The organism is Hominilimicola fabiformis, assembly GCF_020687385.1.
GTDB lineage: Bacteria > Bacillota > Clostridia > UBA1381 > UBA1381 > Hominilimicola > Hominilimicola fabiformis.
In genome coordinates this window covers 1-16,930 of record NZ_JAJEQM010000024.1, presented here as the reverse complement: position 1 = coordinate 16,930, position 16,930 = coordinate 1, and the positions used below count along the sequence as shown (strand labels likewise).

14 protein-coding genes and 1 tRNA gene are annotated in these 16,930 nt (G+C 37.0%); 6 read left to right on the top strand and 9 right to left on the bottom strand.

Annotated elements, in window-relative coordinates:
- The first annotated feature begins 10 nt into the window (after positions 1–10).
- Together LKE05_RS13200 and folE are read left to right on the top strand one after the other, a co-directional pair.
- Positions 11–691 (top strand): radical SAM protein, encoded by a 681-nt coding sequence (locus LKE05_RS13200; RefSeq protein ID WP_147514783.1) that lies wholly within the window; start codon positions 11–13, stop codon positions 689–691.
- Positions 692–1,270 (top strand): GTP cyclohydrolase I FolE, encoded by a 579-nt coding sequence (gene folE, locus LKE05_RS13195; protein WP_308457139.1) that lies wholly within the window; start codon positions 692–694, stop codon positions 1,268–1,270.
- Between the two features lie 21 nt (positions 1,271–1,291).
- Here folE and LKE05_RS13190 read toward each other — a convergent pair whose 3' ends face one another.
- From LKE05_RS13190 to rpoB, 5 genes are all read right to left on the bottom strand, one after another.
- Positions 1,292–1,645 (bottom strand): BlaI/MecI/CopY family transcriptional regulator, encoded by a 354-nt coding sequence (locus LKE05_RS13190; protein WP_022229270.1) that lies wholly within the window; start codon positions 1,643–1,645, stop codon positions 1,292–1,294.
- An 11-nt stretch (positions 1,646–1,656) separates the two neighbouring features.
- The gene (locus LKE05_RS13185; protein ID WP_308457138.1) at positions 1,657–3,012 is read right to left on the bottom strand and encodes an RsmF rRNA methyltransferase first C-terminal domain-containing protein; all 1,356 of its coding nucleotides are present in this window, start codon (positions 3,010–3,012) and stop codon (positions 1,657–1,659) included.
- Between the two features lie 177 nt (positions 3,013–3,189).
- Entirely contained in the window at positions 3,190–4,203 is a 1,014-nt protein-coding gene (gap, locus tag LKE05_RS13180; protein ID WP_022229272.1) for a type I glyceraldehyde-3-phosphate dehydrogenase, read from the bottom strand.
- A 240-nt stretch (positions 4,204–4,443) separates the two neighbouring features.
- Complete coding sequence (gene rpoC / locus LKE05_RS13175; protein WP_308457137.1) at positions 4,444–8,247, bottom strand: DNA-directed RNA polymerase subunit beta'; 3,804 nt, start codon at positions 8,245–8,247, stop codon at positions 4,444–4,446.
- Positions 8,248–8,281: 34 nt separating this feature from the next.
- Entirely contained in the window at positions 8,282–12,070 is a 3,789-nt protein-coding gene (rpoB, locus tag LKE05_RS13170) for a DNA-directed RNA polymerase subunit beta (protein ID WP_308457136.1), read from the bottom strand.
- 338 nt (positions 12,071–12,408) lie between these two features.
- Here rpoB and LKE05_RS13165 point away from each other — a divergent pair, with 338 nt between their 5' ends.
- Positions 12,409–13,395, top strand: coding sequence for a DnaD domain protein (locus LKE05_RS13165; RefSeq protein WP_308457135.1), 987 nt, complete (start codon positions 12,409–12,411; stop codon positions 13,393–13,395).
- Between the two features lie 133 nt (positions 13,396–13,528).
- Positions 13,529–13,604: transfer RNA gene (locus LKE05_RS13160), tRNA-Thr, on the top strand.
- A 372-nt stretch (positions 13,605–13,976) separates the two neighbouring features.
- On the opposite strand, the gene LKE05_RS13155 is transcribed toward LKE05_RS13160, so the two are convergent.
- On the bottom strand, positions 13,977–14,192 hold the full coding sequence (locus tag LKE05_RS13155; protein WP_308457134.1) for an antitoxin: 216 nt from the start codon (positions 14,190–14,192) through the stop codon (positions 13,977–13,979).
- 458 nt (positions 14,193–14,650) lie between these two features.
- Here LKE05_RS13155 and LKE05_RS13150 point away from each other — a divergent pair, with 458 nt between their 5' ends.
- Together LKE05_RS13150 and LKE05_RS13145 are read left to right on the top strand one after the other, a co-directional pair.
- Positions 14,651–15,082, top strand: coding sequence for an HIRAN domain-containing protein (locus LKE05_RS13150; protein WP_308457133.1), 432 nt, complete (start codon positions 14,651–14,653; stop codon positions 15,080–15,082).
- Positions 15,083–15,210: 128 nt separating this feature from the next.
- On the top strand, positions 15,211–15,459 hold the full coding sequence (locus tag LKE05_RS13145) for a hypothetical protein (protein WP_308457132.1): 249 nt from the start codon (positions 15,211–15,213) through the stop codon (positions 15,457–15,459).
- 64 nt (positions 15,460–15,523) lie between these two features.
- On the opposite strand, the gene LKE05_RS13140 is transcribed toward LKE05_RS13145, so the two are convergent.
- The 3 genes from LKE05_RS13140 to LKE05_RS13130 are packed head-to-tail and all read right to left on the bottom strand — an operon-like array spanning position 15,524 to position 16,723.
- Positions 15,524–15,760, bottom strand: coding sequence for a hypothetical protein (locus LKE05_RS13140; RefSeq protein WP_308457131.1), 237 nt, complete (start codon positions 15,758–15,760; stop codon positions 15,524–15,526).
- A 42-nt stretch (positions 15,761–15,802) separates the two neighbouring features.
- Complete coding sequence (locus tag LKE05_RS13135) at positions 15,803–16,240, bottom strand: hypothetical protein (protein ID WP_308457130.1); 438 nt, start codon at positions 16,238–16,240, stop codon at positions 15,803–15,805.
- Positions 16,241–16,252: 12 nt separating this feature from the next.
- Complete coding sequence (locus tag LKE05_RS13130; protein ID WP_308457129.1) at positions 16,253–16,723, bottom strand: hypothetical protein; 471 nt, start codon at positions 16,721–16,723, stop codon at positions 16,253–16,255.
- Positions 16,724–16,930 lie beyond the last annotated feature (207 nt).

Here is a 16,930-nt window from a genome sequence, read left to right as displayed (position 1 = left end):
GAAAATCAAAATGAAAGTAATCGAAATTTTTGACAGTATTGACGGCGAGGGCATACGAACAGGACAATGTGCAACATTTATACGCCTTGCAGGCTGTAACCTACGCTGTTCGTACTGCGATACGGTTTATTCACTGTTCGGTGAAGAAACGCCTTGTGAATATACTGAAATGACTGTTGATGAAATTATTTCAAAGGTGAATATGACTTACAAGCGTGTTACGCTTACAGGCGGTGAGCCTCTTGTTCATACCGACAGTGCGGAGCTTGTTTCAAAACTGACCGAAATCGGCTGTGATGTTAATATTGAAACGAACGGCGCAGTTGATATAGTTGATTTTCTCGGCAAAGTGCCGAAGTCGGATAATTTGTTTTTTACTATCGACTACAAACTTCCGTCAAGCGGTATGACCGACAAAATGATTTGGAATAATTTTATTAATCTACGGCCTTGCGATGTTATCAAATTCGTTATAGGCTCTGACGAAGATATGAACTTGACTATTGATATAGTCAAGAAGTTAAAACAAGTTTATACCGAAATGCCGCATATTTATCTCGGTGCGGTTTACGGAATGTATGACGCACAAAAACTTGTCAATATAATGCTTAAAGAGCCTGTGCTTTGTGACGCAACATTTCAAATTCAACTTCACAAGGTTATCTGGGATCCGGAAGAAAGAGGTGTTTAAATGAAAAAAGAATTTAATCACGAAAAGATAAAAGAGGCTATACGCACAATTCTTACAGAACTTGGCGACGACCCCGACCGTGAGGGATTAAAGGATACTCCCGACCGCGTTGCGCATATGTATGACGAAATTTTTGAGGGTATGCGATACACCAATGACGAAATTGCTGAAATGTTTAACAAGTGCTTTGAGGTTGACTCAAACGACCTTGTAATCGTTAAAGATATTGAAGTTTTCAGTCACTGTGAACATCACCTTGCACTTATGTACAATATGCATTGCCACGTCGGATATATTCCGAACGGCAAGGTTATCGGTCTTTCAAAGATTGCCCGCATATGCGATATGGTTTCAAAAAGACTTCAGCTTCAAGAACGTATCTGCTCGGATATTGCCGAAGTTATTCAAAAGGTTTGCGATACTGAGGACGTAATCGTTGTTGTTGAGGGTGAGCATAGCTGTATGACAGCTCGCGGTATCAAGGCTCGCGGTGCTAAAACACGCACAAGTGCTATACGCGGTCTTTTTGACACCGACCACGAATTGCGTAATGAATTTTATCAATTAATAAAAGACTAAAAATTAAAATACCGCTAATATCTAAAGATTAGCGGTATTTTTTATAATCTTCTTCATTTTCTTTAGTTCCTGTTTATCTGCCAAATTTACAACAGAAGTAAAAAGTTTTACGGGTGAATTATCAAAATATTTTTTCATCAATTCTTCCAATTCATCGTTTTTTACTTCATCTTTCGTTATAACAGGGGTACAAAGAAATTTATCCTCTCCACGCGATATATAACCCTTTTTTATGCACTTATTTATCACCGTATATGTAGTGTTTCTGTTCCAGCCAATATCAATATTAAGTATTTTTGCAATTTCACCTGCGGTTATACTGCCCTCACGCCACAAAACATCCATAACCTTACGTTCAGATTCAAACAAATTCATAATTTTTCTCCCTATCTTTTCAATCTCAAATATTTAGGAAAATGATTTTTCAGTATTCCGTTTGACGCTTTTCCCCAACCTATCGGATAACCGTTTACAGTTACGGCACACCAACCTTTTTTATCACATTCGACTGTATTACCCATAAGATACTTTTTAAGTTCTTCACTGTCACATTCAAAATCAACGGTATTCTTAAAATCTTCTTTTTTAAGTGCCAAACACAACGCATATGACGGCTCAAATCTGTTTTTACGATATATTCCGAGATTAAGACCGTTTCTGACAACCTTAATTTTATCAACGTCAATACATTTCGGTTTCAAGTAAAGCTGTTCTCCAAACAGACAAAATTCACCGTCAAGTTCTGTATTCAAAAACTCTTTTTCAAATTGTCTGTACACCTTTTCGGCATCCGTCATACTTGTTTTTTTAGGCTTACTTACTTCACTTTCATAATTGTCCAAACTGTGAAACAGTGCCACAAAATGTCCCTCACCGTTATTTTTATGAGGAAAAATTCTTCGCGTTTTGCTCATATCATAGTCGGAATTTGACCACTCCCCTCTGCCTTTAGACAGCATATCAAGATTATTCGGTTCTACAAGTTCCACATTATAATTTTCAAGCATATACGCACACACCTGCTCATTTTCCTCCGGTGCAAATGTGCACGTTGAATACACAATATATCCGCCGCCTTTAAGCATTTTCATTGCACAATCAAGTATATGTTTCTGTCTTACGCCGCACGAAACCGTATGTTCAACACTCCATTCGTCCACTGCCTGCGGCTCTTTTCTGAACATTCCCTCACCGCTGCACGGTGCGTCAACTATAATCTTGTCAAAAAAATGCACATATTTTTCAGCCAGCTTTTGAGGTGTTTCATTTGTGACTACTGCATTAGTCAAACCAAATCTGTCTATATTGTCAGACAATATATTTGCACGATTTTTTACAATTTCATTTGCTACAAGCAATCCGTTTTTGCTGATAAAAGCACCTGCCTGAGTAGCCTTACCGCCGGGTGCGGCACACAAATCAAGTACATAATCGTCACTTTCAATATTCAAAGCCGATACGGTTGACATTGCGGACGGCTCCTGAAAATAAAAAAGTCCCGCAAGGTGATAAGGGTGATTACCTGAAATTTTAGACTTATCCGCATAAAATCCGTCGCTGCACCAAGATACATTCTGAAGTTCACCAAATTCTTTGATTACTGCGTCTTTTGCACCGACTTTTGATGTATTTATGCGTATTCCCGTAAATATTGGAGTTTCGTCCATTGATTTTATAAAATCATCATACTCATCTCCGAGCATTTTTTTCATTCTGTCCTCAAATTTTTCAGGCAATCTCATACTTATCCCCTTTTTCTTTTTTACTATAACAATAGTATAAATTAAATTTTAATTTGTGTCAATATAAAAGACAAAAAAGTGGCGGTCAATGATCGCCGCTACGAAGTTTTGCAGAAAATTCAAGCATAAAAAAACAACTGCCATAAAGGCAGTTGTTTAAAAAAGTTCAAATTGTGATTAGCAATTTTCTGAGAAATACTTAATTGTTCTAACCATCTGTGATGTGTATGAGTTTTCGTTATCATACCATGAAACAACTTGTACTTCGTAAAGACCGTCACCGATTTCAGCAACCATTGTTTGTGTTGAATCGAATAGTGAACCGTATCTCATACCAACGATATCTGATGAAACGATTTCATCTGTGTTGTAACCGAATGATTCGTTTGAAGCAGCCTTCATAGCAGCGTTGATACCGTCAACTGTAACGTCACCCTTAACAACAGCTGTAAGGATTGTTGTTGAACCTGTTGGAGTTGGAACTCTCTGAGCTGAGCCGATAAGCTTACCGTTTAGTTCAGGAATAACAAGACCGATAGCCTTTGCAGCACCTGTTGAGTTAGGAACGATGTTTACAGCAGCAGCTCTTGATCTTCTTAGGTCACCCTTTCTTTGAGGACCGTCAAGAGTCATTTGGTCACCTGTGTAAGCGTGAATTGTGCACATGATACCTGACTGAATTGGAGCGTACTTGTTAAGTGCGTCTGCCATAGGAGCCAAGCAGTTTGTTGTACAAGAAGCAGCTGAAATGATGTTGTCGCCCTTCTTTAGTGTTTCGTGGTTTACGTTGTAAACGATTGTTGGTAGGTCGTTGCCTGCAGGAGCTGAAATAACAACTTTCTTAGCACCGGCATTGATATGAGCCTGAGCCTTTTCCTTTGATGTATAGAAACCTGAGCATTCAAGAACTACGTCTACGTCAAGGTCGCCCCATGGACAATTATTTGCATCAGGGAAAGCGTAGATTTTGATTTCCTTACCATCAACTGTGATTGAATCTTCACCTGCTGAAACTGTATCAGCCTTTTCATACTTACCTTGTGATGAATCATACTTTAGTAGATGAGCAAGCATCTTTGGGCTTGTAAGGTCGTTGATAGCAACAACTTCATAACCCTCTGCGCCGAACATCTGTCTGAATGCAAGACGTCCAATACGTCCGAATCCGTTAATCGCAACTTTAACTGCCATTTTAAATTCCTCCTAAAAAATATATATATTTTTTTATCTTTGAGTGAGCATAGTATATGCCCATTTATATATATTTTACATCAAATTTATAAAATATACAAGCCTATATGTTAAATTTATATCATTTTAATGATTAATTCTTCCTTTTGCACAAAAAGCAGCCTATTTATATCAGTTTTATATATAATTTTTTTAAACAAAATGAACTGCTGTGAAAATTCACAGCAGTTCATAATTATTTTATTCTATTTCTTCGTTGTCAACTTCTTCGCCGTCGATAGTAATATTAATATCTTTATACATACTCATACCTGTACCGGCAGGAATAAGTTTACCGATGATAACATTTTCCTTTAGACCAAGAAGTGGGTCAACCTTACCCTTAATAGCTGCATCTGTAAGAACCTTTGTTGTTTCCTGGAATGATGCGGCTGAAAGGAATGATTCGGTTGCAAGAGAAGCCTTAGTGATACCAAGAAGTACAGGAGATGCAGTTGCAAATTCAGTACCGCCCTTTTCCTTAACTCTCTCGTTTGCCTCTTCAAGTTCAAACCTATCAACAAGTGAACCGATAAGAAGATCAGTTTCGCCTGCCTCTTCAACTCTAACCTTACGCAACATTTGACGTGTGATAACTTCGACGTGCTTATCGTTGATGTCAACACCCTGCATACGGTATGTTCTCTGAACTTCACGTGCGATATAAACCTGAACGGCATGAGGACCTCTGATATGAAGAATATCATTAGGGTTTACAGAACCCATTGTAAGTTCGTCACCCGCCTCAATAACGTCACCGTCATGAACTTTAATACTTGAACCGTATGGAATTGTGTAAGTCTTAGCTTCACCTGTCTGGTCATTGGCAACTGTAACTTCTCTCTTACGCTTTGATTCTGTTACAGTAATTGTACCGCCGATTTCTGAGATTATAGCAAGACCCTTTGGACGTCTTGCCTCGAAAAGTTCCTCGACACGAGGAAGACCCTGTGTAATATCGCTGCCTGACGCAACACCGCCGGCGTGGAAAGTACGCATTGTAAGCTGTGTACCCGGTTCACCGATTGACTGTGCGGCAATAATACCAACTGCCTCACCGACATTAACAAGTTCACCTGTAGCAAGGTTTGTACCGTAACATTTAGCACAAACACCAATTTTTGACTTACAAGTAAGTACGCTTCTGATATATACTTTTTCGATACCGGCATTAACAATATTATTAGCCTGTACGTCTGTTATAAGTTCACCGTTCTTTGCAAGAACTTCGCCTGTTTCAGGGTGAATAACATCCTGCATAGCTGTACGGCCGACGATACGGTCATATAGCGGTTCGATACTTTCTTTACCGTCAGTGATTTCAGTTACCCATTCGCCTTCATCAGTACCGCAGTCGATTTCACGAACGATAACATCCTGTGATACGTCAACAAGACGACGAGTAAGGTAACCTGAGTCGGCTGTTCTAAGAGCTGTATCTGTAAGACCTTTACGCGCACCGTGTGATGAAATGAAGTATTCAAGTACGTTAAGACCTTCTCGGAAGTTAGCACGGATAGGAATTTCGACTGTTCTACCCTGTGTATCCGCCATAAGTCCACGCATAGCTGCAAGCTGACGAATTTGGTTAACGCTACCACGGGCACCTGAGTCAGCCATCATAAAGATTGGGTTGAACTCACCAAGGTGTTCCATCATGGCGTCTGTGACATCAGATGAAGCCTTTGCCCAAATTTTAATTGTCTGTTGATAACGTTCTTCATTTGTAAGAAGACCCATCTGATACTTTTGCATAATTCCTTCGACTTGCTTTTCAGCGTCAGCAAGGATAACTTGTTTCTTTTCAGGAACTTCGATATCTGATACGGCAACAGTTATAGCACCTCTTGTAGAATACTTATAACCTGTGGCCTTAATCTTATCAAGCACTTCGGCTGTTTCTGAAGTACCGCAAACTCTGATACACTTATCAATAATTTTACCAAGCTGTTTCTTACCTACAACAAAGTCGATTTCAAGGTCAAATTCATTTTCAGGATTTGATCTGTCAATATAACCGATATGCTGAGGAATATTATTATTGAATATAATTCTACCGACAGTTGTACCGATAAGTTTTGACTTTTCTACTCCGTTAATCTTCTTTGTAACTTCAACAAGAATTCTTTCGTGCAGAGTTACTTCGTGGTTATAATAAGCAAGAAGTGCCTCATCAAATGTAGTATACTTCTTTATTACAAGTTTCTTAGCCTCACTTATTAATTTCTTTAGTGAAATTTGAAGTGATTTATTAGGTAATACCAAAGTTACAGGATTTGCGTGAATTTCTGTTTCATTCATTGCAACTTCCGGCAACTCTCTCATATATTTAAGAGCCTCTCTTACATCAGTAAAGCTCTTGATTGGTTCTTCTTCATTGTATATAACAACGTTTTCTTCCTGTTCCATATCAGAAAGTCTTTCGATTAATACATTGATTTTAGGTTCATCATCAAGAATTGTATCAATAATTCTGTCATAATGTTCCTTTTGAATTGTCAGGTAGTAAGAACCCAAAATCATATCCTGTGTAGGAACAGTTACAGGGTGTCCGTCCTGCGGTTTAAGCAAGTTATTTGCTGAAAGCATTAGGAAACGTGCCTCGGCCTGTGCCTCCGGTGAAAGAGGAACGTGGATAGCCATCTGGTCACCGTCGAAGTCGGCGTTATAAGCCGTACATACAAGCGGATGAAGTTTTAGAGCACGTCCTTCAACAAGTTTTGGCTCAAATGCTTGAATACCAAGTCTGTGAAGTGTAGGCGCACGGTTTAGAAGTACAGGATGCTCCTTAATTACGTCCTCAAGAACGTCCCAAACTTCCGGCTTTGTTCTCTCAACCATTCTCTTTGCACTCTTTATATTATGTGCAAGTCCGCGAGATACAAGTTCTTTCATTACGAAAGGCTTAAACAATTCGATAGCCATTTCTTTTGGCACACCGCACTGATAAATCTTCATTTCCGGACCTACAACGATAACGCTACGACCTGAGTAGTCAACACGCTTACCAAGCAAGTTTTGACGGAAACGTCCCTGCTTACCTTTAAGCATATCCGAAAGTGATTTTAGCGGTCTGTTACCCGGTCCTGTTACAGTTCTTCCGCGACGACCGTTATTGATAAGTGCGTCAACAGCCTCTTGTAACATACGTTTTTCGTTTCTGATAATAATATCAGGAGCGCCAAGTTCAAGAAGTCTTTTTAAACGATTGTTTCTGTTTATAACTCGTCTGTAAAGGTCGTTAAGGTCAGACGTTGCAAAACGTCCGCCGTCAAGCTGTACCATAGGTCTAAGTTCCGGCGGAATTACCGGAATAACAGTCATAATCATCCATTCAGGTCTGTTACCCGAAAGTCTGAATGCCTCTACAATTTCAAGTCTTTTAATAATTCTTGCTTTCTTTTGTCCTTGTGTAGCGTCAAGCTCTTCCTTTAATTCTCTTGAAAGTTCTTCAAGATCAATTCTTTCAAGCAAAGTCTTGATAGCCTCTGCACCCATACCTGCTTTGAACTTATCTCCATACTTTTCATATGCCTCACGATATTCAGTCTCTGAAAGAATCTGATTTTGCATAAGGTTTGAAGTACCCGGATCAGTTACAATATATGATGCAAAGTAAAGTACCTTTTCAAGCTGTCTTGGAGAAAGGTCAATGATAAGTCCCATTGATGACGGAACACCTTTGAAATACCAAATATGTGAAACAGGAGTTGCAAGAGCAATATGTCCCATTCTTTCACGTCTTACTTTTGCTTTTGTTACTTCAACTCCGCAGCGTTCGCAGACCTTTCCTTTAAATCTGATTTTCTTATATTTACCACAGTGACACTCCCAATCCTTTGTAGGACCGAAAATCTTTTCACAGAATAATCCGTCCTTTTCAGGCTTAAGAGTACGGTAGTTTATGGTTTCAGGCTTTAAAACTTCACCGTGTGACCAACTTAGTATTGTCTCGGGAGAAGCTAAACCGATTTTAATTGCCTCAAAGCTGTTAAATTCTAACATCTAAAAACCTCCATAGTCTATTCACACGTCATGATTATATTTCGTCGTCATCGCCGAAATCAATATCATCAGAATCATCAACGCCGAAATCATTTTCGTCTGAATCATCCAAAACCATACTTGCATCATTAAGATCATTTTCATCAAAAGTATCTGTAATTCCGTCCTTGTCCTCCATTGTTTGTACAAGTTCTTCGCTTACAACACCTTCGTCCTCATCTTCAAATGATGCGTCAAGGTCGATTTCTTCCATATTATGATTAAGAATCTTAATATCAAGTGCAAGTGACTGAAGTTCCTTAACAAGTACCTTAAATGATTCAGGAATACCTGACTTAGGAATATTTTCACCCTTAACGATTGCCTCGTATGTCTTAACACGACCGACAATATCGTCAGATTTAACTGTCAGGATTTCCTGCAATGTATAAGCGGCACCGTAAGCCTCCAAAGCCCAAACTTCCATTTCACCGAAACGCTGACCGCCGAACTGAGCTTTACCGCCCAAAGGCTGTTGAGTAACAAGTGAGTAAGGACCTGTTGAACGTGCGTGAATCTTATCATCAACAAGATGGTGAAGTTTCAAGTAATACATGACACCGACTGTAACAGGGTTATCAAACTTTTCACCCGTACGTCCGTCATATACGACTGACTTAAAGTCAGGTCTTAAACCTGCCTCTTTAAATGCAAGTTTTATATCTTCGTCCTGTGCACCGTCAAATACAGGAGTTGCAAGTTTAATAAATCTTCCTTCTCTTGCCTTTGACTTAGCGTCAATTATATTTTGTCTGAAATTATCGTCAATAATTGTATTTTCAAGCTGTTCACGAGTCTTTAAGCTTAGACATCTGTATGCGTAGCCCAAGTGCATTTCAAGCACCTGACCGATATTCATACGAGAAGGCACGCCCAAAGGGTTAAGAACGATTTGTAGTGGTGTACCGTCTTCAAGGAATGGCATATCTTCCTGCGGCAATACTCTTGAAACGACACCCTTATTACCGTGACGGCCTGCCATCTTATCGCCGACAGAAATCTTTCTCTTTTGAGCGATAACACAACGTACAACTTCATTTACGCCCGGTGACAATTCATCGCCGTTTTCTCTTGTGAACTTCTTAACATCTATAATTATACCCTGTTCACCGTGTGGAACACGAAGTGATGTATCTCTTACTTCTCTTGCCTTTTCACCGAAAATTGCACGAAGAAGTCTTTCTTCTGCTGTAAGCTCTGTTTCACCCTTTGGTGTAACTTTACCGACAAGAATATCACCTGCGTGTACTTCCGCACCGATTCTGATAATACCCTGTTCGTCAAGGTCCTTTAGAGTATCTTCCGATACGTTAGGAATATCTCTTGTAATTTCTTCAGGACCAAGTTTTGTATCACGTGCTTCACATTCATATTCTTCAACGTGAATTGATGTGAACACATCATTTTTAACAAGTTCTTCACTGATAAGAACAGCGTCCTCGTAGTTATAACCTTCCCAAGTCATAAAACCGATAAGAATATTCTTACCTAGTGCAAGTTCACCGTTATCCATAGCAGGACCGTCGGCGATTATGTCGTTTCTCTTAACTCTTTCGCCCTCTTTAACGATAGGTCTGTAGTTGATACAACAGCTTTGGTTTGAACGTGCAAACTTAATAAGTTTGTGCGTATGTCTGATACCGCTGTCACCCTTAATTACGATTTGGTCTGCGGCAACTTTTTCAACTACACCGTCTTCCTTTGTAAGTACGGCACTACCGGAGTCTTTAGCTATCTTATGTTCGATACCTGTACCGACGATAGGAGAATCCGTTGTCAAAAGAGGCACTGCCTGACACTGCATGTTAGAACCCATAAGTGCTCTGTTAGCGTCATCGTTTTCAAGGAATGGGATACAAGCCGTAACAACCGATACAAGCTGTCTCGGCGAAATATCCATATAGTCAATTCTTGAACCCGGTACTTCCAAGATTTCATCTCTATAACGGGCAGAAACCTTTTTATCTATAAAACGTCCTTCCTCATCAAGAGGTTCGTTCGCCTGCGCGATTACAAATTCATCTTCGGTATCGGCTGTCATATAAACGATTTCATCTGTTACACGACCTGTTTCCTTATCAACTTTTCTGTAAGGTGCCTCAATAAATCCGTATTGATTAATCTTTGCGAATGTTGCAAGTGATGTAATCAAACCGATGTTAGGACCTTCAGGAGTTTCGATAGGACACATTCTGCCGTAGTGAGAATAGTGAATATCACGAACTTCAAATCCGGCTCTTTCTCTTGAAAGACCGCCCGGACCAAGTGCTGAAATTCTTCTCTTATGACGAAGTTCGGCAAGAGGGTTGTTCTGGTCCATAAACTGTGACAACTGTGATGAACCGAAAAATTCGTTTATTGTCGCAATTATCGGTCTTATATTAATTAATGATGTAGGTGTTATAATTTCAAGTTCCTGTGTTGACATTCTTTCTCTTACTGTTCTTTCCATACGAGCAAGACCAATTCTGAATTGGTTTTGAAGAAGTTCACCAACACAACGAACACGTCTGTTTCCAAGGTGGTCGATGTCATCAACATTACCTATGCCGTTAGCAAGGTTTAGACAATAGTTTACAGACGCAAACATATCGTCGATAATTATATGCTTAGGAGCAAGTTCATCAATTCTTGCCCATAGCTGTTCCTTGATTTCATCTTCTGTTTCGGCATTTTCAAGTATTTCTTCAATAATTGCTTTTCTAACCTTTTTAACAGGAAAATCTTCAACTTCAAAGTCAACATACTCGTCAAGGTAAATCATATTGTTAGAGAATACTCTTACCTTTTTACCTTCAACAAACAATTCAACCTGATTTACACCTGCTCTTTCGATTTGCATAGCCAAATCCGCACTTATTGCGTCACCCTCATTAGCGATTATTTCGCCTGTTCTCGGGTCTGCAACAGGTTCTGCAAGTGTTTTGCCTTTAATTCTTGCCGAAATAGCAAGCTTTTTATTAAATTTATATCTTCCGACCTTAGCAAGATCATATCTTCTCGGATCGAAGAACATATTCATTATAAGTGATTCTGCATTTTCTACGTTAAGAGGTTCACCCGGACGAAGTCTTTTATAAATTTCAAGAAGTCCTTCTTCTCTTGATTCCGTAGTATCTTTTTCAAATGTTGCAAGAAGTCTTATATCCTCACCGAATACGTCAAGTATTTCGGCATTTGAACCAAGTCCCATTGCTCTTAAAAGAACTGTTACCGGCAGTTTTCTTGTTCTGTCTATTCTTACCGAGAAAACATCGTTTGAATCTGTTTCATATTCAAGCCATGCACCTCTGTAAGGAATAACTGTTGAACTGTAAAGCGGTTTACCTGTCTTATCACGCTCAAATTCGTAATAAATACCCGGTGAACGTACAAGTTGGCTGACGATTACACGTTCAGCACCGTTAATAACGAATGTTCCCTGCTCTGTCATTAGAGGGAAATCACCCATAAATATTTCCTGTTCCTTAATTTCGCCTGTTTCAGTGTTAATAAGTCTTACGCTTACTCTCAAAGGAGCGGCATACTTTGTATCCCTTTCCTTACATTCTTCAACGCTGTACTTTGAATTGTAATCCAATCTGTAATCAAAAAATTCAAGTACAAGCTTACCGGCGTGGTCTGTTATAGGAGAAATATCGTGGAATATTTCCTTTAGACCTTCTTCAAGAAACCACTTATAGGAGTCTTTCTGTACCTCTATAAGATTAGGCATATCCAAAACTTCTTTAATTTTCGAATAGCTTAGACGCACATTTTTTCCTACTTCTACTTCATGCACCATTTTCTTAAATCACCTCATCATCATAATAGTAGTTTAAGTATTTTTCCTTTTATCCTAAATTTCTCTCCAAAAAATTGGGGTTGCATTTTGTATATATTCATGCTATAATACATACAATGATAATGTGAAATTTATTGGATAGTATCCCGATTTTAAGTCTAAGATACAGTTTATTATATTATCACAAATAATACGGTATGTCAAGAGGCATACCGTATTATTTTAGAATTTTTTTCATAAATCTTTGCATTTTGACTCAAACTGATATATAATATATAAATAAGGCTAGCGACAGTTTTTCATCAGCCCAAATAACTTATATGGAGAGATTTTTAGTTATGCTTAAATTTAGTTGTAATATTGATTATATCCCCGTATCGGTGGATTTTATAGAAAATTATATGCCTGAGGCAAACGGTGCTTATGTTAAAGTATACCTGCTTGCACTGTCTCTTGCGGTTTACGGATATGAAATGTCCGCAAGCAGTATTGCAAGTCAGCTTAATTTGCTTGAAAGCGATGTTATAAACGCATTTGACTATTGGAATAAAAAAGGTGCTTTGAAATATGATAAAGACAGCGGAAATATCAGTTTTTCCGCTAAAGAAGAAAATATGAACGTAAGCATTTCCACAAGACAAGCCGAGCCTATTCAAAATACAGAAAGCAGTCCAAGTAAAAAGAGTATAGACCAAGTTTCAAATGCTATGACTCAAAATAAAGAACTTGCCGATTTATGCTTACTTGCACAGGAAATACTCGGTAAAACACTTACAAACAGTGAAATTGAAACACTTTATTATTTTTATGATGAACTTCAGCTTTCACCGGAAGTTATAACAATATTGCTTGAATACTGTGTTTCAAACGGCAAAAAAAATATGAACTATATCGAAAAAGTAGCCATATCGTGGAATAAAAACGGTATATTCACTATAGACGCTGCCGATAAATTTATAACAGCCGAAAAAGAGAAAAACGGCTACGAATATAAAATCAGAAAGCTTTTCGGTATTGAAAACAGAAACCTTTCAAAAACAGAAGAAAATTATCTAAAAACGTGGCACGATAAATTTTTGATGGATGAAGATATGGTTGAACTTGCATATGAGTATTGCATTATGCAGACAACAAAACTCTCGTTTCCATATATCAACTCAATTTTAAAACGTTGGCACGAACTTAATATTCATAATATTGCCGACGCAAAGAAAGACCACGAAGATTTTAAGACAAAAAATAAATCTCAAAAAGATTTGAGCGTTTATGATGATAATAATATTAATTATGATGAACTTGAAGAAATAATGCGTGATAAGATGTAAAGGAGATTGAAATTCAATCTCCTTTTTTAATGTTTTTGTATTGACAAACTCTTTTTTGTATAATATAATAATATAGTTACTAAAACACAGATGAAATATGTGTGTAACGCATTTTATACAGTATTGTAATAATGCTGACGTAGCTCAGTAGGCAGAGCACTTCATTGGTAATGAAGAGGTCGGCGGTTCGACTCCGCTCGTTAGCTCCAAGGAATTGTCCCCGAATTTGGCTATATAGCTTTGTTTGGGGGCTTTTTGTTTATCCTTATATATTTCTTATCATCAAGCAATTTTTTGATTTTGTCCTTTATTTGTCCTTTATTGCTTTCAAAATTGCAAAAATATCTTATTCAGATTATTTAATAAATTTGTCACATAAAAAGAAAAGCCAAACCGCATAACAAACGATTTGACATATATTTTTTAGACATAAATATTATAATTTCAATTTTATTATCCGTATAAGCCGCATATTTAGCCTTTAAAGCCTTTTTAATATATTTGCTTGTATACTTTCGGGCATAATAAAAAGCCGCTTATGGCGGTGGATAGGTTGAACATTCCGCCGCATAAAGCGGCTTTTATTCTGTTCTATTTTCTTTCAATACTTTTAATTGTGGTATTTTGTCCTCTAAAAGTTCATTTACAAGTCCATTTATACTTTTTCCTTGTTCTTGTGCATATTGGCTTATAATAGCCTTTTTACCTTTTTTAACTACTATTCTTAAACTATCATAATTTTTTGAATTATATTTATTTTTTGCTCTTGTTTGTGAATTTCCTTTAGATTCAGTCATATTATCACCCCTTGACAATACCTATACTTTTTGATAAAATACAAGTAGATAAAGGAGTGACTTAACGGTCATTCTGCTGTTATGAAAACTTTAAAAGTAGAAGAAAACTTCTACCCCAAGCCGTTCACTTTTGCAGAAGTGGGCGGCTTATTTTTTTATCACATATACAAGCAAAAACAAAATAATTAATACTAAAGTGCTTTCACTCATTATATCTTGTTCCTTTCCCCGTAAGTCAGAACAACCGCCCAGTCACTCCCGACACTACATGAGATTAAATATAATCTTTAATCTAAAGATATTATAACATAGTTTTTTATGTTGTACAAGTAGAATTTTATATAAAAATACTTGTACAAGTTTGTATGATTTGTATATTGTATTATAGTTGTACAAGTAGTATAATATAACCATAGTCAAGGTTGACTACATAAAAAAAACGAAAGGAGCGAAACACAATGAAGAACATTCACGCAATCCGCCGCATAGTTGCAACTATGGCAAACCGATTGAAGAAAATGGGCTTAACACTTTCCGCCGCATTTAAAAAGGCTTGGGAACTGATAAAAGGCAACACCATTGAAAGCAAGATTGCCGGAGTAACCAAAGGGAACAGACAAAAGGCACTTGCACGCATTGCGGCGGCATACCGTCCTAATCAAGTAAGAGTATGGCTTGAACGTGACAAGGCAAATTTACACGATAACAACGCCATAGCCGTTATGATAAGTGTAAATAGGTCTGTCGCTTACAAAATAGGTTATATTCCCCGTAATCTTGCTTATGTCATATCAGCAGGTATCAGCCTTAAAACCGTCTTTAAAGAGGTCAGAGGGCATTACACCCGTTTTATGAATTACGGGGCAGTAATAACCTTGCAATTATCATAAAAGAAAAAAGCCTTGTATAAGCTACCAACTCATACAAGGCAAGCACCACCACAAGGGGCGGTAACTATATCACACACTTAAATTATATATTACCGCCTCGAATATGTCAAGCACGGAGGTATATTAAAATGTCAGATAAAATTCAAATAAAAGATAATTTAAGTCTTACAGTCGGTAAAATAGCTGATATTAAATTTTTAATTGAAATTATAAGAGAAAATTATTTTAACCAATATAACGTTGATACTCCAAATGACCGTCAAGCCATTGTATGGGAACACAAGCAAGCCAAAGCTTTATTTAATATTTTAGCCGACAACCTCGAAAACATTTTTAAAACTATTGAAAATACAAATAACGATTTAAAAGAATTTTAACAAAAAAGTTCAGAAAATATGCTATAATTGCATATTCTCTGAACTTTTTTAACAGAGTAATAATTTAAAATATACCTGCTCTATGCATCCAAGTAAGAACTTTTAAATCTTCATATGTAAGTCCCCAACCGTTTTCCTTGTCACCCTTTAAAATGCCTTTGTCTACCGCCGCTTGAACAGGCTTTCTTGCCCATTCCGGCATATTTTCATCTATATAATCATATATATCCGGTTTTGCAAGTTCTTTAATTAATTTTGTCAAATGTTCAACTTGTTCTTGAAGTGCTTTTAATTGTTCCATTTCTTTGTCCTCCTGTTAAATCTACCTGTAACTTTATAAATTTTAAGAATTATATATCATCAAATCAAATATATTATTATCTCTACAATATTTTTTTGCCGAAGTAATAAATCCCATAGACAACGCAAACAATTCAGAAATGCGGCGAAATATTTTATTCAGCTTATCTTCTTGTAAATCATTAAACATATATTCAAAATCGGTTTTAATAACTATATTACAATATTCTTGTAATGAACTATACAATTTTTCAGATATTTTTCTATATAGTTTCATTTCCTCTATGCTTGTACACTCCGGAAATGAATTAGATTTAAAATGTATGTTACATAATTCATCAGTAATATTTTCTATATGATTTATAATATCTTCTACTGTCTTTTTATCCAAACCTTTTATAGTTGTATATGCTCTTAATTCTTGCAAAAGTACAGATATTTCATCTAATCCATTTTTATAATCGTTTATTAAATTTTTCATTCTACACCTTCTTTATACCTTAGTTTCGTTTAAAAGGTTTTCCATTGGGTCTATATCTTTTACAGCGGCGGAAAGTGGTGATTTGAGCCTTATTATTTCAACAATAGCATTATAAGCTATATCAGCTTGTTTTAAATAATTCATACTGATTTCAGTATAAAATGACTTTGTCGGTTTCTTAGTTGTAGGGTGTTCAGCCGTTAAGCCACTCCGTTGTATTTCCAATTCACACTCAAGCCACCTTGCTTTACATAAAGCATATTCTTCTATAAGGTGATTAGGAACATCTTCATAACAATTTAAACCCTTTAGCCATTCGATTGTATTATTATATATTGATAATGCTGTTTTATTATCTACTAAACAGATTGTATTTAATTCAGCTTTATCACCTTTCATAAGAGCCGCCTTATTGCTGAATTTTTTATCTATCGTCTGTTTAGGTCTTCCACCCGTTCCGGGCTTAGGTCCTCTTTTCCCCATTTTTTCACTTCCTTTTTTTAAGTTTTTTCTTAAAACCCTTATTTTAAGCCATTTATGAGGCTTAATAGGTAGGCAAAACTTCGGTGTTTTTTCTCACAAAAGGGGGCGGCGGTCTACAAAAAATAATATATTTAAGATTAACATGGGCCCTATGTCAAGGACAATTTTAACACCCTTCATAATTTATTAGATAACAAATACACCTAT

Bases quoted from the DNA above. Each gene is read 5' to 3' on its own strand.
- LKE05_RS13135 (WP_308457130.1), bottom strand. From the start codon at position 16,240: ATGAAAAATTTAATAAACGATTATAAAAATGGATTAGATGAAATATCT.
- LKE05_RS13190 (WP_022229270.1), bottom strand. From the start codon at position 1,645: ATGAATTTGTTTGAATCTGAACGTAAGGTTATGGATGTTTTGTGGCGT.
- LKE05_RS13145 (WP_308457132.1), top strand. From the start codon at position 15,211: ATGTCAGATAAAATTCAAATAAAAGATAATTTAAGTCTTACAGTCGGT.
- LKE05_RS13150 (WP_308457133.1), top strand. From the start codon at position 14,651: ATGAAGAACATTCACGCAATCCGCCGCATAGTTGCAACTATGGCAAAC.
- LKE05_RS13155 (WP_308457134.1), bottom strand. From the start codon at position 14,192: ATGACTGAATCTAAAGGAAATTCACAAACAAGAGCAAAAAATAAATAT.
- LKE05_RS13165 (WP_308457135.1), top strand. From the start codon at position 12,409: ATGCTTAAATTTAGTTGTAATATTGATTATATCCCCGTATCGGTGGAT.
- gap (WP_022229272.1), bottom strand. From the start codon at position 4,203: ATGGCAGTTAAAGTTGCGATTAACGGATTCGGACGTATTGGACGTCTT.
- LKE05_RS13200 (WP_147514783.1), top strand. From the start codon at position 11: ATGAAAGTAATCGAAATTTTTGACAGTATTGACGGCGAGGGCATACGA.
- LKE05_RS13140 (WP_308457131.1), bottom strand. From the start codon at position 15,760: ATGGAACAATTAAAAGCACTTCAAGAACAAGTTGAACATTTGACAAAA.
- LKE05_RS13130 (WP_308457129.1), bottom strand. From the start codon at position 16,723: ATGGGGAAAAGAGGACCTAAGCCCGGAACGGGTGGAAGACCTAAACAG.
- rpoC (WP_308457137.1), bottom strand. From the start codon at position 8,247: ATGTTAGAATTTAACAGCTTTGAGGCAATTAAAATCGGTTTAGCTTCT.
- LKE05_RS13185 (WP_308457138.1), bottom strand. From the start codon at position 3,012: ATGAGATTGCCTGAAAAATTTGAGGACAGAATGAAAAAAATGCTCGGA.
- rpoB (WP_308457136.1), bottom strand. From the start codon at position 12,070: ATGGTGCATGAAGTAGAAGTAGGAAAAAATGTGCGTCTAAGCTATTCG.
- folE (WP_308457139.1), top strand. From the start codon at position 692: ATGAAAAAAGAATTTAATCACGAAAAGATAAAAGAGGCTATACGCACA.